Origin of the sequence: Exiguobacterium sp. TNDT2, from assembly GCF_003331145.1 — a bacterium.
Lineage (GTDB): Bacteria > Bacillota > Bacilli > Exiguobacteriales > Exiguobacteriaceae > Exiguobacterium.
In genome coordinates this window covers 1-25,652 of sequence record NZ_QLVE01000010.1, presented here as the reverse complement: position 1 = coordinate 25,652, position 25,652 = coordinate 1, and the positions used below count along the sequence as shown (strand labels likewise).

The window sequence follows — 25,652 nt, the reverse complement described above, 5'->3', positions numbered from 1 at the left end:
GCCACTCTGCACGTTCAATCGAACCGATGAATGAACAGACCGCTCTTCAATTTCGGTTCGAACCACGTCGATTTTGGCGGCATTTGACCGCTCTCATCGGCGACGCGCATCAACTCTTCCATCGCCGTGGCGTGGCACGTCAACACGACGACGTCCCTACGTCCAGCCAAGTGGATGAGGCGTGTCAGGGCATCCTTGCCGCCAATGAAATCGATGCGAGGATCAGTGCGAACGTCCGTGACGTGAAAATATGGTTCGAGCACATCTCGTTGCAACGTCTCGACGTCGAGCGCCGTCGTCGTCTGTCGTTTTTTGAGCATGAAATGTTCGCCCCAGTTAGAAAAACCGAACGTGCCCCGCTCGTTCGGGACATACAAGAAAGGGACCGACTCGATGTCATACGAGAAATCCAGACTTTCGAGCAGCACCATCACTTCTTCATGGGCCACTTGATTCAAAATCCGATGATACGGCAAAATCGTCAGCTCATCGCTCGGGAAGAGGACGCCGAGGAAATGATCCCGCTCTTGTTTCGATTCCCCTTCATGAATCGGACTCCGGGCGACGACGGCCGCGGCTTTGGCACGGTGATGCCCGTCGGCGATATAGATGGCCGGAATGGTGGCTCCGATCATGATGACGCGCGCTTGATGCTTGGATGGCACGGCATAGCCTTCATGGATGACACCTTCACTGTCCGTGAAGGCAAACAACGCCTCTCCTGTCGTCGCGTCGTCCAAGATGCGACGCAACCCTTCGTCCGGCGCGTGGCTCATCAAAATCGGGCCGGTGTGCGCTTTCGTCGCCGATACGTGCTCGACGCGTTCGCGTTCTTTCGCGGCACGGGTGTGCTCATGAATCTTGATGCGACCGGCCTCATAATCGGTCACCGAGAATGTGGCGACGAGCCCTGTCTGGACACGCCCTTGATCGATGAGCCGGTAAACATAAAACCCGTGGGTCCGTTCGGTCAACTCGCTCTTATAAAGCCGTTCGAGCTCATGACGGGCTCGTTGTCCCCACGTTTCGAGCGGCATGTCCGCCGTGAACAGTTCCGGCTTATCGACCGCAAGAAATGAATCGGGACGCTGTTCGACGTCTTCACGAGCCTGTTCGACACTGACGATATCGTACGGGTCAGCGGCAACGTTCTCGGGATGTTTTGGCATGTATGGGGCAAACGGTTTGAATACGACCATGGTCATTCCTCCTTAAAATTCGCGGACGCGCATGACGCCCTCGATGTCATATAAAGCGTGCACGGATAGCGTCTCATGTTTGTGGTTGTCGATGTCAATCAACGTATAGGCTACGTCGTTGCGGCTCCGGTTGACCATGTTGTCGATATTGATTCCGTTCTCGGCGAGCCGGCTCGCGATTTGACCGACCATGTTCGGGACGTTCAAATGGAGCACGGCCAAACGCCGCTTGCCGACGTAAGGGAGTTCCGTGTTCGGGAAATTGGCCGAGTTTCGGATACTACCGGTCTCGAGATACAGTTTGAGCGTATCGACGGCTTGGATTGCACAGTTCACCTCAGACTCGTGGGTCGAGGCGCCGAGATGCGGGAAGGCGACGACTTGCGGATGTCCGAGCAGCACTTGTTTCGGGAAGTCGGTGATGTATGTCGCCACGTTGTCATCGAGCGCTTCTAACAAATCGGCGTCATTCACGAGTTCACCCCGGGCGAAATTCAAAACGGTAGCGCCCGGTTTCATCTGCTTGAACCATGTCGCATCAATCATGTGGCGCGTGTCATCCGTGAGCGGCATATGAATCGTCAGGATGTCGACGTCGACGAGCAACTCGCTCAACTGCTTCGCCCGTTTTACTTGTTGTGAGATATTCCAGGCCCCGTCGACCGATAAGTGCGGGTCGTACCCGATGACGTCGATGCCGAGATGGAGCAAATCGTTCGCGAGCGACGCCCCGATTGCACCGAGACCGACGATGCCGACGCGCTTGCCTCGCAGTTCGGACCCGACGAAACGCCGTTTCTGTTGTTCCATCGCTTCTTCGAGCGATGTCTGATCGGCAAACGTATGATTGTTGACCCAGTTCGCCCCTTCCAAAATCGGACGGACCGATAACAGCATGCTGGCGAGCACGAGTTCTTTGACCGCGTTCGCATTCGCGCCCGGCGTATGGAACACGACGACCCCTTGACGGGCGAGCCGGTCGAGCGGGATATTGTTCACGCCGGCACCGGCCCGGGCGATGGCGAGCAAGTAAGGCGGGATGTCCGCCTGATGGACGTCATGGCTCCGAATGACCCAGGCGTCCGCTTGTTCGGCGTCATTGACGGCATACTCGCTCGGCTCGAAACGTCGTAACCCGTCTTCTGCGATTTGATTATACGTTTTTATATGAAACATCTTGTCCCTCCTGTTCAAACTCATGCATCACATCGATGAGACGTGTCACGCCTTCGAGCGGCATCGCGTTGTATAGACTGGCTCGCAGGCCGCCGACCGAACGGTGACCCCCGAGCTCGATTAATCCGCGTGCCTCGGCGAATCGTTGAAACGCCCGGTCCGTCTCGGCATCCCCGGTCGTGAACGGGATGTTCGTCAGCGACCGCTGCTTGCCCGAGACGACGGCATGAAACAGTGGCGATGCATCTAAAGCATCGTACAACAGACCACTCTTCTCGACGTTGCGACGTTCCATCGCCTCGACCCCGCCTTCTCCCTCGACCCAGGCGAGCACGCGCTCGGCGACGTATAGACTGAACGTCGATGGCGTGTTGAGCAGCGTATCAACGTGCTTGCTGTACGCGAGGTATGACGGCAAGTCACGGTCGACAATCAAATCGCGACGGATGATGACGAGCGTCAATCCGGCCGGCCCGATATTTTTTTGGGCACCGGCATATAATAGCCCATAGCGCTTGACGTCAATCGCTTCCGCCAAGATGTTCGACGAGACGTCGGCAACGAGCGGGACTCCCGTGTCCGGCAGTTTCGTATAGCGCGTCCCTTCAATCGTGTTGTTCAACGTCACATGAAGATAATCGACGTCCTGTATATGCTCCGGCCACTCCGGAATTGTGCCATAGTTCGATGAGGCTGAACTGCCCACGACGATGACGTTACCGAAGTGTTTCGCATCGGCGATGGCCTTCTTCGACCAAATCCCGCTGTCGAGATAGGCGAAACGACCGGTCGCGCGTAGGTTCATCGGTACCATCGAAAATTGCAGCGTCGCTCCCCCTTGAAGGAACAGGACGGCGTAGTCGTCAGGAATGTGCATCAACCGCCGCAGTCTCATCTCGAGCTGCTCGACAATCGTGGCGAACGTTTCGGAACGATGACTCATCTCGACGATGGACACCCCTTGTTTATAGGAATGAAACTCGGCTTGCACTTCACGTAAGACAGGTTCCGGCAATACGCCTGGCCCGGCTGAAAAATTATAGACCACCGCCACTCCTCCTCTTTTTATCTGTAAGTGGGTACTATTCCGTACCCGACGTGCCGAATCCTGCCAAATGAGAAAAATCGCCCTTATCCGGAGATAAGGGCGAACGATTATTCTTCGTCCATCGACAAGACGGACATGAACGCTTCTTGTGGCACTTCGACGGAACCAACCATCTTCATGCGCTTTTTACCTTCTTTTTGTTTCTCGAGCAATTTACGTTTCCGTGAGATGTCACCGCCGTAACATTTAGCGAGGACGTTCTTACGGAGCGCCTTAATCGTCGAGCGGGCGACGATCTTCGTTCCGACCGCTGCTTGAATCGGCACTTCGAACTGCATCCGCGGGATGAGCGCCTTCAATTTCTCGACGATGACCTTGCCGCGTTCGTAGGCGAAATCGCGGTGAACGATGAAGCTGAGCGCATCGACGAGTTCATTGTTGAGGAGGATATCCATCTTGACGAGGCGTGACGGGCGATACCCGATCAAGTCGTAATCGAGCGAAGCATATCCTTTCGTGCTTGATTTCAACTGGTCGAAGAAGTCGTAGACGATTTCACTGAGCGGGATGTCGTACGTGATTTTGACGCGGGTCGTATCGATGTACTGCATATCGATGAAGCTGCCGCGTTTCTTCTGACAGAGTTCCATAATGGCCCCGACATAATCGTTCGGTGTCATGATGGCCGCTTTGACGTATGGCTCTTCAATCGACTCGACTTTTTGTTGTTCCGGCATCTTCGACGGGTTATCGACGTGGACAACCTCGCCCGCCGTCGTCGTGACATGATAGATGACCGACGGTGCCGTCGTAATCAAGTCGATTCCGAACTCACGCTCGATCCGCTCTTGAATGATCTCCATATGGAGCATGCCAAGGAATCCGCTGCGGAAGCCAAAGCCGAGTGCTTGGGACGTCTCCGGTTCGAATTCGAGTGCCGCATCCGACAACTGAAGCCGTTCAAGCGCTTCGCGCAAATCGTTATATTTGGCGGCGTCAATCGGATATAGACCACAGTACACCATCGGGTTCATCTTCCGGTAACCTGGGAGCTGTTCCGTCGAAGGATTTTTAGCGAGCGTGATCGTATCCCCGACACGGACGTCACCGACCGTCTTGATGGACGCCGATAGCGTACCAACGTCTCCAACATTCAATTCTTTCACCGATAAAGGCTTCGGAGTCGAGACGCCAAGGTCCGTGACTTCAAACGATTTACCCGTCGACATCATTTGGACCTTGTCCCCGACTTTGACCGAACCGTTGACGATTCGAATCGAGGCGACGACGCCACGATAGGCGTCATAATATGAGTCGAAGATAAGTGCTTGGAGCGGTGCTGACGGATCTCCCGTCGGTGCTGGGACGAGTTCGACAACTTGTTCGAGAATCTCTTCAATCCCAATCCCTGCCTTGGCTGAAGCCGGTACGGCGTCACTCGCATCCAAACCGATGACGTCCTCGATCTCTTGACGGACGCGTTCAACGTCGGCCGATGGCAAGTCGATCTTGTTGATGACCGGGATGATTTCAAGGTCGTTATCGAGTGCGAGATAAACGTTCGCAAGCGTCTGGGCCTCAATCCCTTGCGCCGCATCGACGACGAGGACGGCCCCTTCGCAAGCCGCAAGTGAGCGCGACACTTCATACGTGAAGTCGACGTGTCCCGGTGTATCGATCAAGTGAAGGATGTACTCTTCGCCATCTTTTGCGGTATAGTTCAATTTAACAGCGTTCAACTTGATCGTAATCCCGCGTTCGCGTTCGAGATCCATCGCGTCGAGCGTCTGTTCTTTCATTTCACGCGCCGTGAGCGCACCAGTTCTCTCGAGAATCCGGTCAGCGAGCGTCGACTTTCCATGGTCGATGTGAGCGATGATAGAAAAGTTCCGAATCTTCTTCTGACGATCCTCTAATTCTTGTTTGTTCATATATGGGTTCACCTATCCTTCTCATGCATACCGTGTCATTATATCAAAATCCTAAGTGTATGTGTACGACCTACTTCAACAATACCACATATAGTTTTCAGAATAATCATCAAGTGGTTGCTTTTCGAATAACCGTTTGCTACAATTGTGCTTGTTCTGTTGAATGATTACTTGAAGTAATGAGAACATACACTTTCTTGTTTCAGGGGGTGACAAAACAATGGCAAACATCAAATCAGCAATCAAACGTGCAAAAACTTCTGAAAAGCGTCGCGTCGCGAACTCGCAAGAGAAAGCAGCAATGCGTACAGCAGTGAAACGTGTTGACGCTCTCGTACTCGAAGGAAACAAAGAAGCTGCTCAAGAAGCTTTCGTCCTCGCTACGAAGAAAATCGACAAAGCTGCAGCAAAAGGTCTTATCCACCAAAACAAAGCTGGCCGTGACAAATCACGTCTCGCAGCTCGCATCGCAGCTCTCTAATTAGAGACTAAAACGGAACAGCCGCCTCCATTAGGAGCCGGCTGTTTTTTTGGTTCTCATCACATAGTGGGGTCCAATCCCCGGAATGTCGAACGCGTCACCGATCTTCACTAGACCGTTCCGTTCATAGAAACGGACTGCCACTTCTCGGGCGTTGCACCACCAAGCGTCATCGAGCTCGCGGTGGAGCGCCTGTAAGAAGGCCGAGCCAATCCCTTGACCAGCAGATTTCGGGTCAGTTGCCATCCCTCTGAGTTGGTACGCCACCGTCTGACCATCGAAGTCACGCTTCACTTCCATGACGGTCGCAATCGACATGACACGACCATCTTCGACCCAGGCGAAGTGACGAGTCGTCTCGGCGTCATCCCCTTCAAAATAACACGTTTCAATCGCCTGCCCCGGACGTAACACGTCATGCCGGAGCGGAATCACATCTTCTAGTCCGACTTCCTGTAATCCCATGTCTTCACCTCATAGTAATGTCAATTGGCAGACGAGCGTATCGAAAACGATTTGCTTGTCGCCCCGTCCCGTCTTCATCACCTCGTCCGCATCGGCAATCAACGTCAGTGCCCGGCCGAGCTGGGCCTCTGAGAAATTCCGGCTCGCTTGTGAGGCGAGTTTTACCGTGTACGGGTGTGCCCCGATTTTCGAGGCGATTTGTTTCTCGCCATACCCCTTCTCCGTCAGCTGTTTCGCGAGATACATATTCCGATACTGTCGGGCGAGGAGCGACAATAGACCAATCAATTCTTGCCCTTGCTTCTCTAAATCCCGGACGAGGCGAAGAGCCGCATCCGCACGTCGGGCCACTAAAAATTCGGACAGTTGGAACACGTTATCCTCGAGCGTCCGCGGGACCAAGTCATTGACAATCTCGATCGGGATATCGGCGCCTTCACTTGCATAGAGTTGTAACTTCTCAAGCTCGCGCACGAGTTTGCCCCAATCGTCTTGACAGAGGAACAACAGACGCTCGACGGTCGCCCGCTCCATCTTTTGACCACGACGATTCAATTCATCGCCGACATAACGCATTAATTCGGATTGGCTCGGTTTTTTCGCTTCGAGGACGATGGCCCGTTCTTTCAGGCGTTTGACAACTTTTTTTCGTTCATCGAGTTTTTCCGCTTCAATGACAAAGACGAGCACAGAGTAAGGCGCCGGTTGTAACGCGTAATCCGTCAAGCGCTCGACATTTTGTTTCTGCTTTTCTTTCGCCCCCGTCAAGAACTGGGCATGTTTGACAATGACGGTCCGATACTCGCTGAAAAAAGGTACTGTCTCTGCTTCGTCGAGTGCCGTGTCGAGTGACGTCTCGTGCAAGTCGAGCTGCATGACATCAAATTGGTCACCAGACGGGTTAGCGGCTTTGACGATCGCCCGTTCCCACGTCTCCAGTAAATATTTCTCTGTCCCAAATAGGACGTACACGTTCGACAGTTTTCCGTTATGCAGCCACGGTTCATTCAAAACACACACCACTTTCACAATTTATTCTTATCTAAACATAGATTATCCTTCACTGATTCGCTATACTTAGGACGGAACCATTTCAAGGAGGGACTCACTATGCATATTAACTCTGTTCGCCCACAAAGCGAAAACCCGTTCGAGAACGACGTGCAGTGCAAACGTAACGATGCCATCGATTCAGCAATCGGCTTCATCGTCCCGTTCGGCTTTTTCTTCACCATCTTCGCGATCGGTGTCCTCATCAAGTTCTTGAGCTTATAAGTCAGTCAGAAAGCGATTGCCCCGGGGGAGCAATCGCTTTTTTAGTTTATCATAGTTTTTCATGGCGGTACTGCCTTCGTCACAATCCCGCGACAGCGATTTCGTTCACAGACGACCATCCCGTCCTCATCGGTCCGCAATAACCGTCTGCCTTCGATTCGCTCTAATGTGTCGGGGTGGGGGTGACCGTAGCGATTGTTCGCTCCAACACTGACGACAATCCATTCCGGGTCGACCCGCTCGATCAACTCATGACTCGAGGACGACTCCGCCCCGTGATGTCCGAGCTTGAACACATCGACGTCAACGGTCGGAATCATCTCTTCCCGCGTGTCCGGCAAATCCCCGGTCAATAAATACGATAGGCCCCCTACTTTCATAAATAGTGAGACCGAGTTCGCATTCTCGTCCTCTCCTGACTCGTCCGGTGCGACGACCCACATCCACGGATACGGTCGGTCTCCGGCCGACAAGAGACGAACCGGGACGTCATACTCGGCCAGAATGGCCAACAATTCGTCCCGTTTGTCATGGTCCGCCACTTCCGCCGAGAGCCATACTTCCTCAACGGGAATCGCATCGAGCAGCCCAGTCAGTCCTCCGATGTGGTCGTGGTCGGCATGGGTGAGCAACAAAAAATCGAGACGACGTTCCCCCCGCTTCCATATATACGGGGCGACAACGTCCGCTCCCGGGTCATAAGTGGAGCGTTTTTGTTCGTTCGGGTCTTGATACACCCCGCCGACGTCGATGGCCCCGGTCACCTCACCATACTCGACGACGATGGCATCGCCTTGTCCGACATCTAAAAACGTGACACGAGGCTGCTCGGTCCATTCCAACGTAACATGCAGGAGTAAAAGGGAGCCGAGCGCCAACGCCCACCCCGTCCACCGTTTCCATTCGAGTAAGATTAACCCGACCCACAATCCGGTAGCGAGCGCCACAGCGTGCCAAAGTGTGGACTCATGCAATGGGAGCCACGGCTGCCAGTCATGATGCAAGCGGAACGTCCCATTCAACCCGTCGAGGATTGGGTAGAGGAGCGGTTCCACCGCCGGTACGATGAATGCCAAAAGAGCGAGCGGAATGACAATCCAGGAAATTAAGAAAGCGCCTACGACGTTATACATGGGTGCCAACACCGAGATAATCGGTTGGACTGACCATAGGAAGATGAGACCGAACCATTGGGCATAGATGGCCAAGCCGAACGGTCTATGCCAAATCGATCGGGTCACGAGCAAGAACAACGTCATCACGATTGTCAATTGAAACCCCAAGTTCCATAGCAAATACGGTTGCATCGCGAGCAACATCGCGCCACACCAACTCAGTAGCCGAATCGGGTCGCGGACGTGAATTCCGAACAGCGATAACCCGAGCAACAAATCGGCGACGAGCACGGCCCGTGCGACCGGGGGTGAAAAACCTGTCAACCAACCGAACAGTGTGACCGCGGTGATGATAAGTTGTGTCTTCGTCTCCCGACGAAACGGAAAACCACGTAACAACCATCGGAACGCCAAGACGAGGAGGGCGATATGCGACCCGGAGATGACGAGCAGATGTAACAACCCGGTCACTCGATAAGAGAACGACGTCTCCTCGTCGAGCAAACGGCTTTCCCCGAATAGGAGCGCCTCCATATAGAGCGCCACGTCCGTCCGATACGTCGCCTCGATTCTCGTGAGCTGTCGCTCTTTCCAGCGGAGCAGACGACCATTCAATCCTTTACTCGGTTGACACGCCTCAATCGACACGTCGTTCCCTTTGAACATAAGCCCTGCACCGTGCGCCCAAGCCGCCTCATCGAATCCTCCCGTATTGCGTAACGGTGCGAATGCGCTGTCTGTGAATGTGACGAGACATGTTTCGCCCGGACGGCCAAGCGCGACATCTCGTCCGGTCAACACGCCTTCGGTTCCGGCGATTTGTCCATACAGCCGCGCTGATAGTCCGTTGTCCCGCCGGCTCTCGATGGCAAACAGATAGGGCCCGTCCTCCGGCAACGGTTCGGCGTCAGGACGTACGAACACGAACAGGACGAGCAGGACGGCACCGATATGCGCATAGAAGGATTGACCGCGACAGGTGAACGCGATGGCAACAGACAATAGGAGGCAGAGGGTGACCGACCCGTACATCCCGGCAATGAATAGGCTGATCGGCAACAGTGGATACAGTGGCATGTCACGGCACCAATAGATACCCTTTCATGCTCTCTAGCGTCTTCTCACCGAATCCTTTGACGTCACCGATCTCCTCGTACGACTTGAACGGACCGTTCTGCTTCAAGTGATTCAGGATGGCTTCGGCTTTGGCCGGACCAATTCCCGGTACGGTCATCAATTCTTCTTTCGTCGCACTGTTGACATGGACCCCGTTCGTCCCCCCGCTCGCTTCTTCAGCGGCCGGCACAACGACCGTCTCCCCTTTTTTCGGGACGCTCACTTTCGTCCCATCGACGAGCAGTTGGGCCAAGTTCAATTGTTCGGGATCAGCCTCATCCGTCAAGACGGCGAGAGACAACACATCTCCGACACGCGCCCCTTGCGGCATCGTATACATATCCGGTGCCTCAACTGCCCCAGTTACATAGACGACGATTTCGGTCGGGACGCTCGGCTCGACTTCCGGTTCGGGTGTCGCGATGAACTGTTCGACCATCGGCGTCTCCGGTTCTTTCGAATAAAACATATAGCCCACCCCGATAAACAGTCCAATCAGCAGCACGATGACATATCGTTTCCACTTTTCCATACGTCTCCTCCTCGAGTGAGTCTCCCCTATAGTATGAGGAAATGGCCATCGGTGCACCCGGTCCGCCTTTAACGTTTCTGACGCGCTTATGACCCAGATGGACGTGTGCCTCATCCGTTTCAAGACGACAAAAAAAGAGACAAGCCGAAACTTGTCTCAGTCCTCTTCAAAATGTTGAACTTGGCTCGCGAGTGCCGCGGCTTGTCCTTCTAACTCTTGCATCAAGGCGAAAATCTGATCGAAACTCGCTTGCTGCTCTTTCATCGAGGCTGCGACTTCCTCGTTCCCCGCCGCAAGTTCTTCGGTGACACCGCTCACTTCCTCGACCCGTTTCAAGACGTTCGTCACTTCCGAACTCGACGCGACCATCTCGCGTTCAATCGTACTGACGAACGAGGCGACGTGGTCCGTGCGGTCATGAATTCGGTTGAACGCCTGCTTCGTCATTCCGAACGCCTCGAGCTGTGCCGTCTGTTCCCGACTCGACTCTTCGACCATGTCCGTCAAGCGGACGACTTCGTCCTGAATTGTTTGGACGACACCAAAGATGGAACGTGTCGCCACGTTGCTCTCCTCGGCCAATTTCTTCACTTCGCTGGCGACGACGGCAAACCCTCGGCCGGCCTCTCCGGCACGTGCAGCCTCGATGGCCGCATTCAAGGCGAGCAAGTTCGTCTGAGCGGCGACATCTTCCACAAGCTTTGCCATTTTTTCGATTTCTTCTGTTTTCCGGGCGAAATCATCCATCCGGTTGACGAGCGATGCGTTACGTTCGCTCGCACGCGCTAAAATCGCTTCCTGGTCCGTCAACGTCTCGATACCAGCGGCGACTTCACGCGTCATCTCAGACGTCTGTTCGGTCGTCTGCTTCGTCTGGTTCAAACTTGTCTCGAATGATGTCGCCATGATGCCGACCGATTCAAGTGTCTCTTGTAGTTCGGTCGCGATTGACTGTGCCCCGTTTGCCATCTCATCGACAGCGTTCGTGATGTTCGACGTCGTGCTGACCACAGCCTCGTTTTCGGCGGCCGCCGTCTCCGTCATATCGTTCACTTTCATCGACGTGACGCGGATGGATCCGATGACCGTCTGCAGCGACACCGTCATCTCTTGCATGGCCCGCTCCAACCGTCCGATTTCATCACGCCGCGTCGAGTCCGGCAACGTGATCAACCGGCCGGCCGCGATTGCTTCCGCCGCCTCGACGTTACGTTTGAGCGGTTGGGTGATCGAGCGGGCAAAGAAGAAGTTATAGACACTGAGTGCGCCGATGACGAAAATCGTCAATAATACCGACACGAGCAAGAGACGCTTCGTCTCACTCGCTGCCTCGGCTTGTAGCGCCTCATAGAACGTTCCATTTTTCAAGAGGAGCGTGTTCACGTCATTCAGTACCCCTTCAAGTTTCGCCGCTTGAATCCGGGCGGCAATCCCGCCTGCCTCAGCCGTCTCGACTTCGGCTCCAATCCGCTCATACTTCATCGTCGCGCGTTCTAAATGGTTCGCGAATTCAGGGATGAGGTACGTTTGTTCGAGCGTCGTGAACGTCTCCGTGTTCGTCGCTCGAATCCTCTCGAGCTGTGTGAGCGTTGATTGGCTCATCTGCTCACCGAGCGATGTCCAAAGGGATTGTTCTTGCAGGAGCGACGTCTCGAGCTGGGACAGTTCAATCATCTGAGTGCCGTACTGCTCGTTATATGTCTGCAGACGATTGAGCGTCAATAAGACATAACCCATCATCAAGACAATCAATAAGACCGTGAAGACGGTCGAAAAGAGAAACCGTTTCCGTAAGCTCATTTTAGCGTCCCCTCCATCAACTGTTTCTGAAACGCCTCGAACCGTTTCGTCTCATCGTCATCCCACTGGACACGACGAAGAGCGGCCAACCCGACACCGCCTTGATCGATTCCAAGTTCGATATGGGCGTTGAACGCCTTTGCTTCGACCCGGTCCGCAATCTCGACGATGGCCAAATCGACTTGTTTCAACATCGATGTGATGACCGCATCAGGCGCAATCATCGATTGATCGCTGTCGACACCGATCGCTTTGATCCCGTTTCGCTCAGCCGTCTCTAAGACGCCGACTCCAGTCAGTCCGGCAGCTGCGTACAGCACGTCCGCTCCGGCTTCAATCTGTTTCTCGGCCAACTGGCGGCCGATTTCTGGCGAGGCGAAATCGTTGGCGAAATCGACGAGCATCGTCACATCTTCATTCACGTTCTTTGCCCCGAGTTCGAAGCCGGTCTCGAACTTTTGAATCAGCTCGTTGTCGACGCCTCCGATAAAGCCGATTTTGTTCGATTCGGTCTCAAGTCCCGCCACTGCGCCGGCGAGTGCGCTCCCTTCCATCTCTTGGAACGTCACCGACATGACGTTTGGTAACGTCGAGACCGCATCAATCAACGCGAACTGTTGCTCTGGATGTTCGGCTGCCACCGCCTCCAAATCCGTCTGACAGGCGAAACCGAGACCGATGATGACATCATGTCCGTCGGCGACGAGCTGTTCGAACCCTGCTTTATATGTTTCCGTCTCTGCAAGTTCGCGATAATCGACGAACCATTCCCCCGTCTCACGGAGTTGTCCCATGCCGCGCATCGCCGCATCACTGAATGATTGGTCGCCGAGACCAACATCGGACAAGACAACACCCATCGATTGGCGAGTTTCAACGGTTTGTTCTGGCTGGTCAATGACAGACTGACAACCCGGCAACCAAGTCACACATGCGGCCAACAAGCCGATAATGAGTGATTTCTTCATAATAGCTACTTCCTCTCTCTAATGGTCTGACATCTCCCTTATCGTCAGAAACCGATTGAGTTTGAAGCCTTTCTTTTTAATTTTAGGTGAATCCGAGTAAAAACAAAAAAGCCACAGACGATCTGTGGCTTCACACTTATTCTTCCGTCGCGGCGAACGTCGAATCACTCAATTCGCGATCCGCACTCGGTTGAACGTTGCCTTTTCCGGCAAAGTTGTCGAGTAAGTCTTTCATATCGATTCCTGACGACGCTTTGAGCGTCTGTTGCAGCGATGCCATCAAATCTGTGGCATACCCCGTGACTTTGCCGGCACCTCCGTCTTTACCGCTACCCGTATCGACGACCGTGATCTTGTCGATATTGCCAAGCGGTGCTGCAATCTGTTTCGCATAGTCCGGAAGCATCTTGACGACCATGTCGAGAATGGCGGCCTGTCCGTACTGTTCGAACGCTTCCGCGATCTTTTGTTTCGCTTCGGCTTCGGCAAGACCCGTCAAGCGGATAATCTCGGCTTCCGCTTCCCCTTTGGCCCGTTCCGAATCGGCTTCGGCCACACCGGCGAGACGGACACGTTCGGCGTCGGCTTTCGCTTCTGCTTCAATGCGGTACTTCTCGGCATCGGCCGCGGCGATTTGACGCGCCTTGTCGGCTTCGGCTGACTGCTCGATTGCGTAGCGGTCGGCATCGGCTTTCTTCTTCACTTCAGAATCGTATTGTTTCTCGCGACGCATGATTTCTTTCTCTTCGAGCTCGATTTGCTTTTGACGCTCGATGATTTGGACTTGCATCTGTTGCTCGGTGACTTCTTGTTTGGCGCGGGCTTCCTCTAGTTCATACGCTTGGTCGGCACGGGCCTTTGCGACGTCTTGCTCGCGGCGATAGGCGGCGATGCGAAGCTGATTCTCTTTCTCGGCTTCCGCGATTTCTGAGGCGCGTTCGAGTTCTGCTTTCTTCGCGTCCTTCATCGCTTCTGCTTGTTTGATCCGCGTCTCTTTGTCCGCTTCGGCCGTTGCGATATCGGCATCACGCTTCACTTGCGCGATTCGCGGTTTCCCGAGCGATTCGAGATAGCCGTTCTTGTCGCGGACATCTTTGATGGTGAACGAGACGATAACGAGACCCATTTTGGCCAAATCTTGTGAGGCGACGCGTTGCACTTCTTGGGAGAACTTGTCGCGGTTTTTATAGATTTCTTCGACCGTCATCGAACCGAGGATTGAACGCAGGTGACCTTCGAGCACTTCTTTCGCCTCGTTCTCGCGTTCGATTTTCGGTTTGCCGAGGAATTGTTCGGCCGCCGTGGCAATCTCGCTGATGGAGCCGCCGATTTTGATGATGGCCGTTCCGTCCGCCATGACCGGTACACCTTGCTCGGTATACACTTCCGGTGTCGTCACTTCAAGTTTGCTCGAGAGAAGACTGAGTGGCTCTGCCTGCTGGAACACCGGCAAGACGAATGTCCCGCCTCCGCGAATGATTTTTACGCGATTGCCTGACGCATCGCTATGGACGTTCTTTTTCCCTAAATAGCTGCCGGTGACGATGAGCGCCTCATCTGGTCCGACCGTGCGATACTTCAACACGAAGACGAAAATCAAGGCGAGCAAGATCACCCCGACGATAATACTGGCTAAAATAGCTGTGTTCATACGTTAAAACTCCTTTCGGATTGTCGGCTCGTCATACTCCATGACGACCGCAATGTTTCGTTCGACTTCGATGATGACGACGCGTTGTGTCGTATCGATGGCTTTTCCGTCGACACTCTTAGCCGTTTTTAATACGGATCCTGTCACCGATTCGACGAGCACTTCGCCAAACCCGCCTTCCGGGACCGGGACCGTCAAACGACCGATGAGGCCGACGAGGGATTCGTCGGTCATGCCGATCGATTCTTCCGCGTTCGACAGCGGCAAGAGGACAAATAAGTACAGGAGCGTCGTGAGCGCGAACGATCCGACGAGGGCGACGGCTAGCCCAATCATCGGCGACACGTGGGCAAGGGCGTTTAATATCAATCCGATCCCAGCACCGAGCGCTAAAAACGATAAGATGACGGCGGGATTGAACCAACCATCAAATACATCGAACGCATCTGAAAAAATCATGTACACGAATGTACCGAGACCGGCGATGATGAGTACCCACCAATATAGCTGATCTAACGATTCCATTACCACTCCTCCTCGGCGCGACGCTGTCGTTCGTACGAAAGGACGCGGCGTAAATGTTCGACTTCGAGCGCGAGCGCCTGTTCGATCGTATCCCACTCTGCCAACGGTCGGGTCGGTTGCTCGACCGACTGCCGGACCCGTCCTAACGTCTGCTCGAGACGCAAGCGATCAAAGCGGTCGACCGCTTCCATCCGTTCTTGTCGCAGAAGTGACAAATAGTGATCGACTTCCGCCTGTAACGCAATGATTTGCTCAGTCGCCGCTTCCGACGATTCCTGCATGAGCAAGCGACGCACCCTGACTTGATGGGCGATCAGCTTCGCAATCCGAGCTTCTAGCTCGAGAATATGTTTATAGAGAGATTCTGCCTCATCTTCATCCGTGTCATCGCGCCACCACATCTCCGACTCACCTCGCTTCTTTCTTTACTCACTTGTCTATACGTTTAGAGCGAAACTTTGGTTTCAAAATATCTAAAAAAAATGTAAGATTAATTTGCTAGCGTTAGAAAGGAAGTGCTCATATTGGGCAATCAAGTCATTAAATTATCAGCTACCGCCCAGGAGGAACTCATCGCGAGTTATCGGGCCCATTCAGTCAACCCCCCACCACACGCACGTTTCAGTGCCAAAACACCTCAGTGCGTGATTACAGTCTACAATTCGGGTAAAGTCATGTTCCAGGGACGCAATGCTGACACGGAAGCCGCCAAATGGGGAACAAGCATTAAAAAAGAACCAAGTGTTCCGAAAAATGTTCTGCCGGAAGGCTTTGCGGACTGGTCTGTCATCGGGAGCGACGAAGTCGGAAAAGGTGATTATTTCGGACCGCTCGTCGTCGTCGCCGCTTATGTGCCAAAAGAGAAAATCGCCCTCGTCAAAGAACTCGGGGTCAAAGACTCCAAACTGCTGTCGGACACAGAAATCGTCCGCATCGCTAAAGACTTGCATGTCACCATCACTTATCAGAAAGCGACGTTGCACAATCCGGCATATAATAAGATGCAACGGACGATGACGCAAGGAAAAATGACGGCCATTGCGCATAATGCCGCCTTGTCGGCCTTATTGAAGAAGCTCGATGCGACACCTGACGCCATTTTAATCGATCAGTTCGCTGAAAAGAACGTCTATTATAACCATTTGCGATCTGAAAAGGCGGTCGTCAAAGACGACGTCTATTTTTCGACGAAAGCGGAAGGGCTACATGTCGCCGTGGCCGCTGCCTCGATTCTCGCCCGCGCCTTGTTCTTAAAAGAAATGGACAAGTTAAGTGCGACACTCGGGGTCACCTTACCGAAAGGCGCCGGTGCCAAAGTCGATCAAGTTGCGGCCGAGTTGATCATCCGTTACGGTCAAGAGCGTTTGAACGAAGTGGCGAAAGTCCACTTCGCCAACACGAAGAAAGCGATTCGCTTGAGCGAGTTGAAACGATAGTCCTACGTTTGTAGATATGGTATATTGTTTTTAGGGTTTAATGAACTTAAAAATTTTTGGAGGATAGCGTTCATGTTGCATTATAAAACGTACACTTTAAGCGACGACCACCCTTGGGTCATCTTCATTCATGGCGCGGGTGGAAGTCTGTCGCATTGGTATCGTCAAATTCGGCCGTTCAAAAAGAAATATAACGTGCTCCTGCTCGACTTGCGCGGACACGGCGGTTCGTACAACGAAGAACAGTCGTTGAACCAACCGCTGAACGCCTATACGCTTGACGTCGTTGTCGAAGATGTCGTCGAGGTCATGGACCACTTACAGATTGAAAAAGGACATATGGTCGGTTTATCACTCGGGACGATTGTCATTCAAGCGATGTTCGAGCACCATCCCGAGCGAATTGCTTCGGTCGTACTTGGTGGGGCCATCGTCAAATTCAACGTCCGCTCGACGTTGTTGATTCGCCTCGGCAGTCTCGTGCAGAGCTTCGTGCCCTATATGTGGCTATATCAGCTCTTCGCGTGGATTTTGTTGCCGAAAAAACGGCATAAGAAATCACGCATGATGTTCGTCCGTGATGCGGCCAACCTGTGTCAGCGTGAGTTCATCCGCTGGTTCAAGATGACTGAAAATATGAATCCGTTGCTTCGTCATTTCTCTTCAATCGAGACGAACGTACCGATTCTCTATATTATGGGTGACGAGGACTACATGTTCCTTGAAGCTGTCGAACGGACCGCGAAACATCAACCGACGGCACGCGTCCAGGTCGTCTCTGACTCAGGTCACGTCGTCAATGTCGATCAACCCGATCACTTCAATTCAATCTCGATGGCATTCATCGATCAACAAGTCGGCTCACTGGCAGCCAGCACGTCTTAATACGAGACGACCCTTCATCGGGTCGTCTTTCTATTTGAGCTATTTTTAATTTTTTCAAATAAATTTTCAGAAAATATTGATTATTGAAACATATCATGTTAGGCTTAGACAAATCTTAACAAACGGAGGAGCTGGCAATGATGAAAACCCATGCGCAACACGGCCTACTGATTATTATTCGACTGAGGGACTGAAAATCGACTCGATGACCGAGACGAATTTTTGGGCCCTTGTTTCGATGGTTTCGGACGAGGCGCTCATGGTATGACCGACGCGCCTATCCTATCTGGATAGGTTTTTTTATTGGATTGACACACATAGAGGAGATGATGGAAGTGAAACAGTACGCAATGGATCGGATGATCAAAATATCAGCAGGAATGGCTAGCGCCGTCCTCGTCACGCTCGGGGTCGGACTGTTGATTGAAACGATTGGGAAGATGGCCGGCATCGAGACGCTCGTCTTGATTGGGCAAGTCGCGAAATCGTTGCTCGCCCCGGCGCTCGGTGCCGGTGTCGCCTACCAGCTCGGCGGCAATACACTCGTTTTGTTCAGCTCGATGATTGCGGCAACCGTCGGTGGTGCGGCGCTCCAACCGACCGAGAGCGGGCTCGTGCTCATACCTGGTCAACCGATCAGCGCCTTGATCGCGGCAACAGCTGCGGTTTGGTTAGGTAAACGTGTCCTTGGGAAAACAAAATTCGATATGATGGTCGTCCCAGTCACGGCCGTCCTCGGGGGCGGCATCGTCGGGGTCGGTGCAGCAGCCGTCACGACACCGCTCATCAACTCGATTAGTGCGAGCATCACCGCATCAGTCAATACGTCTCCAATCGCGACATCGCTCGTCATCGCGCTCGTCTTTAGCGTCATGCTCATGTCGCCTGCTTCATCGGCCGCACTCGCCATCGCGCTCCAGCTCGACCCGGTCGCCAGCGCCGCCGCGTTGATCGGATGTACGGCCCAGTTCGTCGGCTTCACACTCATGGCGTATCGTCAAACGGATCCGGGTGGTTTGGTCGCCTCGTTCTTCGTCACACCGAAAGTGCAGTTCCCGAACGTCGTCAAAAATCCTCGCGTCGTCATGCCACCTTTTATCGCGGCGATGATCAGCGCGCCGATCGCGACGCTCGTCTTCTCGCTCGAAGTCCCATATGAGATCGCAGGGCTCGGCCTCAATTCGTTGATTGCCCCGCTCAACATCCTTGCCGCGCAAGGAATGGACGCGTTCCTCATCTTCGTCGGAACGGGTGTCGTCCTTCCGGCCGTCATCACGCTCCTGTTGTATAAAGTGACATGCCTCGTCGGTTGGACAAAGTTCGGCGACTTGGCGCTCGACGTCCAGTAAACTCAAAAAAGGTGTCCACACGTAGTGGACACCTTTTTTAAGTTAGGCGCGAACTTCCGCACCGTGCGCCGCTTGAACGGCAGTGAGAATCGCTTCATACGACGCCGTCACTTCTTCATCTTGAAGCGTGCGGGTCGGATCTTGATACTTGAGCGAGAAGGCGATTGATTTTTCATCGTCTCCTACGTTCTCCCCGATATAGACATCGAACAAGGCGAGGTCAACCAAGAGCGGTCCGGCCGCCTGTTTGATCGTCGCTTCGACTTGACCCGCCGGGATGTCCCGTTTCAAGACGAGCGCCAAATCACGTGTGATGGATGGGAAACGTGGTACGTCTTCATAGACAAGCTCGGCTGACTGTTGCAACACATCCAAGTCGAGTTCGAATACGTACACTTCCTTCAAACCGTACGCTTCTTTTGACACGCCCGGATGGACTTGTCCGACATAGCCGATGACACGTCCGTCGATGAGCACGTTTGCGGTACGACCTGGGTGCATATCCGCAATCACGGCCGCCTCATACGTCGCTTCGATGCGAAGTGAGTGCAACAGCGTATCGACGATGCCTTTGGCAACAAAATAGTCGACCGGGACACGTGTGCCTTGCGAGCGATGGTCGTACCAAAGACCCGTCAATACACCGGCGACCCGCTCCGTTTCGCGTGGTAACGTCTCGCCTTCTTCCACGTAGACGCGTCCTGTTTCATACAAGCGCACGTTCGCTTGTTGGCGTGACGTGTTATATCGCGCCGCTTCGAGGAGACCCGGGACGAGTGAGGTCCGGAGCACTGAGCGCTCTTCGCTCATCGGCATCGCCAAGTTAACTTTGTCCGAGCCTTCCCCACTGAAGCGTGCGGCGTGTCCGACGCTCGTGAGCGAGTACGTGATTGCTTGCGACAACCCTGTCCCTTGAAGGACGCGACGAACGCTACGGCGCAACACGTTTTCTTTCGGGAGGTACCCTTTTGAACGCGACGCCGGGAGTGTTGACGGAAGACTGTCATAGCCGTAGAGGCGTGCCACTTCTTCTGTGATGTCAGCCGGCAACTCCAAGTCAGGGCGACGCGACGGTACGTGGACTGTCAACGTCTCGTCCCCGGTCACATCGAGACCGAGACGTTCCAAGATGCGGACGATCGTCGCTTGCTCGAGGTCCATCCCGAGTCGATGGTTGATATAAGCGACCGAGACGTCAATCGTCCGAGCCGCGGAGTTTTTTTCCCCAGCGACGACGATGTCGCTGATCGTGCCACCGCTCACTTCAACGATGAGTTCGGCCGCACGGTCAAGGGCCAGTTGCAATCGTTCTGGGTCGACTCCTTTCTCGAACCGGGCGCTTGAATCTGAACGCAAACCGAGCGTACGGCTCGTCTTACGGACCGATGCCGGTGCGAAGTAAGCCGACTCGAGGATGATGCTCGACGTCGTCGCATCGACTTCTGTGTTCGCACCGCCCATGACGCCGGCGATGGCGACAGGCTGTTCGCCGTCCGTGATGACCATCATCGAGGCATCGAGCGTGCGCGTCACATCATCGAGCGTGACGATTTCTTCGCCGTCATGTGCTTGACGGACAGCGATCGTCGTTCCAAGTTTTGCCGTATCGAACGCGTGGAGCGGCTGGCCGAGTTCGAGCATGACGTAGTTCGTCACATCGACGACGTTGTTGATCGGTCGGACACCTTCAGCAATCAAGACGTTCTTCAGCCATTGTGGGGAGTCCCCGATCGTGACACCGTCGACGCGACGTGTCGCGTAGTACGGGCAGTTGTTCGTCTCAAGACGGACACTGACCGCGTTTGGTGCATCAGTCGTCACATCTGCCGATGGAAGCGTGTAAGGACGCTCGAGAATGGCCGCGACTTCATGGATGATTCCGTATAGGCTCAAGCAATCCGAGCGGTTCGGTGTCAACCCGAGCTCGATCACTTCATCGTCAAGGTCGAGTAAGCTGATGACGTCCGCACCGACCTCGACCGATTCACGGAACGTATGAATCCCTTCCTGTTCATCTTCACGAATCTGTTTCTTCTCAAAACCAAGCTCCTCGAGGGAGCAGATCATGCCTTGTGACTCGACGCCGCGCAGTTTCGCTTTCTTGATTTTGAGTCCTGGGAGTCGAGCTCCGACCGTTGCCACGATGACGTGCTGTCCGGCAGCGACGTTCGGTGCGCCGCAGACGATTTGCACCGGGCTGTCCGCCCCGATATCGACCGTCGTCACATTCAACTTGTCCGCTTCGGGATGTTTCTCGCACGAGAGGACGTGACCGACGACGAGTCCTGACAATCCTTCAGCGCGGCTAATGACGCTCTCGACTTCGATTCCGTTCTTCGTGATCAAGTCTCCGAGTTCTTGCCCGCTCAAGTCTGATACATCAATATATTGATTCAACCATTTTTTCGATAATAACATGTGTGTTCCCCCTTAGAATTGCTCGATGAAACGTAAATCGTTTGTATAGAAGTGACGGATATCGTCCACCCCATGTTTTAACATCGCCATCCGTTCGACGCCGATTCCGAACGCGAATCCAGATATCTTCGTGGCATCATAGCCAGCCATCTCGAGAACGCGCGGATGGACCATACCGCCTCCGAGAATCTCGATCCAGCCTGTTCCCTTACAGACATTGCAGCCTTCGCCGCCGCATTTGAAGCAAGAGATATCCACTTCGACCGACGGTTCCGTGAACGGGAAGAAACTCGGACGGAGACGAATCTCGCGCGTCTCACCGAACAATTGCTGGACGAACACTTCAAGCGTGCCTTTCAAATCAGCCATCGAGATGTGCTCATCGACGACAAGCCCCTCGATTTGCATGAACTGGTGTGAGTGTGTCGCGTCGTCCTCGTCGCGACGGTACACTTTCCCTGGGCAGATGATGCGAATCGGCTTCCCGTTGGCTTGGAGCATCGTCCGGGCCTGAACTGGTGATGTATGTGTCCGGAGAAGCGTCTCATCCGTGATATAGAACGAGTCTTGCATATCACGTGCCGGATGGTCTTTCGGAAGATTGAGCATCTCGAAGTTGTAGAGGTCTGTCTCGACTTCCGGACCTTCGGCGATCGTATAGCCGAGCCCGACGAACAAGTCTTCCATCTCATCGACGATTTGTTGAAGCAAGTGGGTATGGCCCGGCAGCGCCGTCCGACCCGGTAGTGTGACGTCGATTGTCTCAGCCGCGAGTTTCGCTTCGAGTTCGACCGCCTTCACTTCCTCGATTCGCGCCTCGAGTGTTTCTTGAATCGTCGACCGGACCGTGTTGACCAACTCACCGACGACCGGACGCTCTTCAGGGGATAGTTTCCCCATCCCACGAAGGACCTCGGTCATCGGACCTTTCTTCCCTAAATATTTGATTCGGACATCGTTCAATTCTTTTTGTGACGATGCCGCTTGAATCTCCTGCAACGCGTCTTGTTGTAATTGTTCTAACTGTTCTTTCATCCTTATTTCCTCCTCTACAAAAAAAATCCCTTCAGTCGATGACTGAAGGGACGAATAATCGCGGTACCACCCTACTTGGCCGAAATCGGCCCACTTGAGAGCATCGGTATCGGGATGCTACCCCGGTGTTGTCTCCAACACGACTCGAGAGTGAATTCGGCGCCGACCAAGGCATCGGCTCGCAGTCTCGGCCCATGCTCCCTGTACTCGTTCGGTAGTTCGCGTACTATGCTCTTTCAACGTCTATTCGGTATATTGTTCGATGTTATAAACCTATCACGATTTTTCGGTGCTGACAAGATTATTGTAATGCGATCCGATACATGAGGATGCCGGCCGCGACGGCCGCATTCAACGATTCGGCCTCGCCAAGAACCGGGATATGAACGCGCGTGTCACATAGGTCGAGCACGTCGTGATGCACGCCTTGCGCCTCATTGCCAATGACGAGCGCGACTTTCTCTTTGAAGTCGACTTGTTCGTAAGACGTCGCTTTCGCAAGTGCAGTCCCATATACATGAAAGCCTTCGCTCTTCATTTCTGGCAGCATCTCGAGCAAATCGACCGAGCGCACGTTCACGTGGAATAGCGAACCTTGTGTCGCTCGGACAACTTTGGCGTTGAACGGGTCGACCGTCCCTTTACCGAGGAGGACCGTGTCAAATCCAGCCGCATCGGCCGTGCGAATCATCGTCCCGAGGTTACCCGGGTCTTGAATCCGGTCGAGGACGAGCACATGCTTCATCTTCCGTTCGACCGGGGCCATCTTGACGACCGCGAAGACGCCTTGCGTCTTTTCTGTCTCAGATAGCAGATCGGCCACATGGTCCGATAGTTCGAGGACCGGCATCTCATCGAGACGCCATGAGCCTTTCGGGGTATACGACTCCCCCATGATCAGCTGAACGAGACGTCCGGCACGAATGGCCTCGTCGACCAAATGCTCGCCTTCGACTAAAAATTGTCCGGACTCTTGTCTGCCTTTTTTCGTCATCAATCGCTTTAAGCGTTTGATCGTCTCACTTTTCGTAGACGTGATTTTCGTCATATTATCCCTCTTTCAACCATTGAACCGTTTCGTGGTCGAGTCGTTTCGTGAGCGCTACGACCAAATCGACGGCCGCTTCATAATCTGCTTTGTGAATGATCGAGACATTCGTATGCAAATAACGGACCGGTACCGTGAGCGCGACGGCCGGTATCCCGATTCCTGACAAATGGAACCGACCTGCGTCTGTCCCGCCGCCCGGCGTCAAATCTAATTGGTACTTGATGTCGTTCTCTTTGGCCACGTCGACAATCAAATCGATGAGGCGCGGGTTCGTGACGGTCGTCGCGTCAAAGAAGATGACTTGGACCCCTTCCCCGAGTTTCGACAAACCTTCTGCCGGTGTCATCCCTGGTGTGTCTCCTGGAATGCCCGTATCGACGGCGATGGCAACGTCAGGTTTGACCAAGTTGGCAGCCGTGACGGCACCGCGCAACCCGACTTCTTCTTGGACCGTCGCTCCTGTAAAGACGACCCCCGGAACCTCGTCGTCTTTCAATCGTTTCGCCGCCTCGATGGCGATGGCACAACCGATTCGGTTATCCCATGCTTTCGCCATCAAGAAATCTTCGTTCTTCATGACCGTGAACTCACAATGCGGGACGACCGTATCGCCCGGACGAATGCCCCACTCGGCCACTTGTTCTTTCGACGTCGCACCGATATCAAGGAACATGTCTTTAATCTCGACAGGTTTCTTGCGTGCCTCGACCGGAAGGACGTGAGGTGGTTTGGCACCGATGACGCCTGGGATCTTCTCTCCCGAGCGTGTGACGACGTCCATGCGCTGTGCGAGGAGAACTTGGTTCCACCAGCCGCCGAGTGCTTGGAAGCGGAGGAAGCCGCCCTCTTCAACGCGCGTGACCATGAACCCGACTTCGTCCATATGGCCGGCAATCATGACACGCGGTCCATCCGCGTCGCCTGTCACTCGACCAAACAGACTGCCTAACCCGTCTTGTTCGAACGTTTCGACGTGAGGTTCTAAATACTCACGCATGAGTGAGCGGACTTCGCCTTCATTTCCAGGGACACCTGTGGCATCCGTCAAGCGTTTCAACATATGTAAAGATTCGTTCACGGGACATCGCTCCTTCGATATTTGATTAGTAACCTTGATTCTGTCGCTCATGGTTCTTTTCATTTTTCGCCATATACGCCATCACCATCAACTCTTCATTGATGCCGAGCGTATAGCCAAGTTCGAGATAAGCCGCCATCAGCGTCTCGTACATCGGCTCTGTCTTCGACAAACCAAAGTTCGTCACTTTGCGGAACACGTCTAAAAAAGCGTCAGTCGCGTCAAGATACGAGCTACCTGCTGGGAACGAATCACGTTCATACCCGAGGGCAAGTCCGAGCGACAATAAGAAATGAATGCCGTCGACATACTCTTCTAAGATCACGTCTTGAGGCGACGGGCCCTTCGTTGACCAAAATTTAAAGCTACGGGTCTCATTGGCGAGTTCACCAAGCTCGACGAGCAAAGCAAGCAAGCGCTCATCAAATTGGTTCCCGGATAATTGATGTTCTTCTTTGATCCGCTCATCTAATTCACGCTGCCGATCAAACAATGTTGTCCAGTTCACCGGTTGCTCCTCCTATTCTCCATTCAAAGCAGTACTAAAATCATTAAAGACCAGCCGACTGCCAAAATCAATACTTGTATTTGAACGCTTTTTGGGGCATGAACCGCCTTTTTGCGCGTCAAATGGAGTCCGAACAGAGCGCCGATCGCACCACCGGCATAAGCATATAAGACGTTGAAATCGCCTTCACCGAGCGTGTACCGTTTCGCTTGCACGTACGTGTAGACGTTCAACACGATGAGTGACAATGCGACAATGGCCAAGACAGATTGATCCATGGGACGTCCTCCTTATCTTAAGTTTAACATAATTAAGCGAGAATTCTCCCACCTCTAAACGTCTCGGGCGAAGTCCAGCGTAGGTGGGAGATGAATCGCCTGCTTGCGAACCCTTCGGATGTCCCTGTGACAAACATAACGAACAAAAGTTCGTGATTCCGTCAGATTTCCTCGCCCCTTCTGCGGGTATCGGAATGAGAAAAGCATCATCCGACCACACAGAGAAGGAGGGAAAGACGTGCTGAAGGGATATAAATACCGGCTCCACCCGACGGCGGCGCAGGCGGAGTTCCTGGTCAAGACGATCGGCTGCGCCCGCTTCATCTACAACA

The 25,652-nt window shown here is 53.7% G+C and carries 25 protein-coding genes; 6 read left to right on the top strand and 19 right to left on the bottom strand.

The window, feature by feature from the left end; genetic code table 11:
- Positions 1–14: 14 nt before the first annotated feature.
- The 4 genes from DPV68_RS07220 to lepA form a co-directional block, all read right to left on the bottom strand.
- The gene (locus DPV68_RS07220) at positions 15–1,199 is read right to left on the bottom strand and encodes a DUF1015 family protein (protein WP_114166103.1); all 1,185 of its coding nucleotides are present in this window, start codon (positions 1,197–1,199) and stop codon (positions 15–17) included.
- A 12-nt stretch (positions 1,200–1,211) separates the two neighbouring features.
- A complete protein-coding gene (locus DPV68_RS07215) occupies positions 1,212–2,375 on the bottom strand; it encodes a 3-phosphoglycerate dehydrogenase family protein (RefSeq protein WP_114166102.1) in 1,164 nt (387 codons plus the stop codon).
- Positions 2,353–3,429, bottom strand: a complete 1,077-nt coding sequence (serC, locus tag DPV68_RS07210) for a 3-phosphoserine/phosphohydroxythreonine transaminase (RefSeq protein ID WP_114166101.1) — start codon at positions 3,427–3,429, stop codon at positions 2,353–2,355. The genes DPV68_RS07215 and serC overlap by 23 nt, the downstream gene beginning before the upstream one ends.
- Positions 3,430–3,530: 101 nt before the next feature.
- Positions 3,531–5,354, bottom strand: a complete 1,824-nt coding sequence (lepA, locus tag DPV68_RS07205) for a translation elongation factor 4 (protein WP_114166100.1) — start codon at positions 5,352–5,354, stop codon at positions 3,531–3,533.
- 220 nt (positions 5,355–5,574) lie between these two features.
- Here lepA and rpsT point away from each other — a divergent pair, with 220 nt between their 5' ends.
- A complete protein-coding gene (gene rpsT / locus DPV68_RS07200) occupies positions 5,575–5,835 on the top strand; it encodes a 30S ribosomal protein S20 (RefSeq protein ID WP_021065661.1) in 261 nt (86 codons plus the stop codon).
- Positions 5,836–5,865: 30 nt separating this feature from the next.
- Here the strand turns inward: rpsT and DPV68_RS07195 are convergent, their stop codons facing one another.
- Together DPV68_RS07195 and holA are read right to left on the bottom strand one after the other, a co-directional pair.
- On the bottom strand, positions 5,866–6,300 hold the full coding sequence (locus DPV68_RS07195) for a GNAT family N-acetyltransferase (RefSeq protein WP_114166099.1): 435 nt from the start codon (positions 6,298–6,300) through the stop codon (positions 5,866–5,868).
- A 9-nt stretch (positions 6,301–6,309) separates the two neighbouring features.
- A complete protein-coding gene (gene holA / locus DPV68_RS07190; RefSeq protein WP_232819544.1) occupies positions 6,310–7,320 on the bottom strand; it encodes a DNA polymerase III subunit delta in 1,011 nt (336 codons plus the stop codon).
- A 90-nt stretch (positions 7,321–7,410) separates the two neighbouring features.
- Between holA and DPV68_RS07185 the strand changes: the two genes are divergently transcribed.
- On the top strand, positions 7,411–7,575 hold the full coding sequence (locus DPV68_RS07185; RefSeq protein ID WP_016508105.1) for a YqzM family protein: 165 nt from the start codon (positions 7,411–7,413) through the stop codon (positions 7,573–7,575).
- Positions 7,576–7,634: 59 nt separating this feature from the next.
- Here DPV68_RS07185 and DPV68_RS07180 read toward each other — a convergent pair whose 3' ends face one another.
- From DPV68_RS07180 to DPV68_RS07150, 7 genes are all read right to left on the bottom strand, one after another.
- On the bottom strand, positions 7,635–9,767 hold the full coding sequence (locus tag DPV68_RS07180; RefSeq protein WP_114166097.1) for a ComEC/Rec2 family competence protein: 2,133 nt from the start codon (positions 9,765–9,767) through the stop codon (positions 7,635–7,637).
- A 1-nt stretch (position 9,768) separates the two neighbouring features.
- Positions 9,769–10,338 carry a helix-hairpin-helix domain-containing protein gene (locus tag DPV68_RS07175; RefSeq protein ID WP_114166096.1) on the bottom strand — a complete coding sequence of 190 codons (570 nt, stop codon included), beginning with the start codon at positions 10,336–10,338 and terminating at the stop codon, positions 9,769–9,771.
- A gap of 156 nt (positions 10,339–10,494) precedes the next feature.
- On the bottom strand, positions 10,495–12,138 hold the full coding sequence (locus tag DPV68_RS07170; RefSeq protein WP_114166095.1) for a methyl-accepting chemotaxis protein: 1,644 nt from the start codon (positions 12,136–12,138) through the stop codon (positions 10,495–10,497).
- The gene (locus DPV68_RS07165; protein WP_114166094.1) at positions 12,135–13,106 is read right to left on the bottom strand and encodes a BMP family lipoprotein; all 972 of its coding nucleotides are present in this window, start codon (positions 13,104–13,106) and stop codon (positions 12,135–12,137) included. Before DPV68_RS07165 ends, DPV68_RS07170 begins: the two co-directional genes overlap by 4 nt.
- Before the next feature lie 136 nt (positions 13,107–13,242).
- The gene (locus DPV68_RS07160; protein ID WP_114166093.1) at positions 13,243–14,757 is read right to left on the bottom strand and encodes a flotillin lipid rafts scaffold protein FloT; all 1,515 of its coding nucleotides are present in this window, start codon (positions 14,755–14,757) and stop codon (positions 13,243–13,245) included.
- Between the two features lie 3 nt (positions 14,758–14,760).
- A complete protein-coding gene (locus DPV68_RS07155; RefSeq protein ID WP_021065653.1) occupies positions 14,761–15,282 on the bottom strand; it encodes an NfeD family membrane protein in 522 nt (173 codons plus the stop codon).
- Positions 15,282–15,683: a hypothetical protein gene (locus DPV68_RS07150; protein WP_114166092.1), complete on the bottom strand. Its 402-nt coding sequence runs from the start codon at positions 15,681–15,683 to the stop codon at positions 15,282–15,284. The genes DPV68_RS07155 and DPV68_RS07150 overlap by 1 nt, the downstream gene beginning before the upstream one ends.
- A gap of 123 nt (positions 15,684–15,806) precedes the next feature.
- Between DPV68_RS07150 and rnhC the strand changes: the two genes are divergently transcribed.
- From rnhC to DPV68_RS07135, 3 genes are all read left to right on the top strand, one after another.
- Positions 15,807–16,718, top strand: a complete 912-nt coding sequence (gene rnhC, locus DPV68_RS07145; RefSeq protein ID WP_114166091.1) for a ribonuclease HIII — start codon at positions 15,807–15,809, stop codon at positions 16,716–16,718.
- Between the two features lie 72 nt (positions 16,719–16,790).
- Positions 16,791–17,603, top strand: coding sequence for an alpha/beta fold hydrolase (locus DPV68_RS07140; RefSeq protein ID WP_114166090.1), 813 nt, complete (start codon positions 16,791–16,793; stop codon positions 17,601–17,603).
- Between the two features lie 326 nt (positions 17,604–17,929).
- Positions 17,930–18,952, top strand: coding sequence for a PTS sugar transporter subunit IIC (locus tag DPV68_RS07135; protein ID WP_114166089.1), 1,023 nt, complete (start codon positions 17,930–17,932; stop codon positions 18,950–18,952).
- Positions 18,953–18,994: 42 nt separating this feature from the next.
- On the opposite strand, the gene pheT is transcribed toward DPV68_RS07135, so the two are convergent.
- The 6 genes from pheT to DPV68_RS07105 all read right to left on the bottom strand — a co-directional run bounded on the left by pheT (position 18,995) and on the right by DPV68_RS07105 (position 25,320).
- Positions 18,995–21,370 (bottom strand): phenylalanine--tRNA ligase subunit beta, encoded by a 2,376-nt coding sequence (gene pheT, locus DPV68_RS07130; protein WP_114166088.1) that lies wholly within the window; start codon positions 21,368–21,370, stop codon positions 18,995–18,997.
- 12 nt (positions 21,371–21,382) lie between these two features.
- Positions 21,383–22,405, bottom strand: coding sequence for a phenylalanine--tRNA ligase subunit alpha (gene pheS, locus DPV68_RS07125; protein ID WP_114166087.1), 1,023 nt, complete (start codon positions 22,403–22,405; stop codon positions 21,383–21,385).
- A 301-nt stretch (positions 22,406–22,706) separates the two neighbouring features.
- Positions 22,707–23,453: a TrmH family RNA methyltransferase gene (locus DPV68_RS07120; RefSeq protein ID WP_114166086.1), complete on the bottom strand. Its 747-nt coding sequence runs from the start codon at positions 23,451–23,453 to the stop codon at positions 22,707–22,709.
- A 1-nt stretch (position 23,454) separates the two neighbouring features.
- Entirely contained in the window at positions 23,455–24,585 is a 1,131-nt protein-coding gene (locus DPV68_RS07115) for a M42 family metallopeptidase (protein ID WP_483297294.1), read from the bottom strand.
- On the bottom strand, positions 24,560–25,042 hold the full coding sequence (locus DPV68_RS07110) for a dUTP diphosphatase (protein ID WP_029595195.1): 483 nt from the start codon (positions 25,040–25,042) through the stop codon (positions 24,560–24,562). The genes DPV68_RS07115 and DPV68_RS07110 overlap by 26 nt, the downstream gene beginning before the upstream one ends.
- Before the next feature lie 23 nt (positions 25,043–25,065).
- The gene (locus DPV68_RS07105; protein WP_114166084.1) at positions 25,066–25,320 is read right to left on the bottom strand and encodes a hypothetical protein; all 255 of its coding nucleotides are present in this window, start codon (positions 25,318–25,320) and stop codon (positions 25,066–25,068) included.
- A gap of 238 nt (positions 25,321–25,558) precedes the next feature.
- On the opposite strand from DPV68_RS07105, the gene DPV68_RS15135 reads away from it, so the two are divergent.
- Positions 25,559–25,652 (top strand): helix-turn-helix domain-containing protein (locus DPV68_RS15135; protein WP_157964149.1); only part of this gene is annotated, 94 nt, incomplete at its 3' end.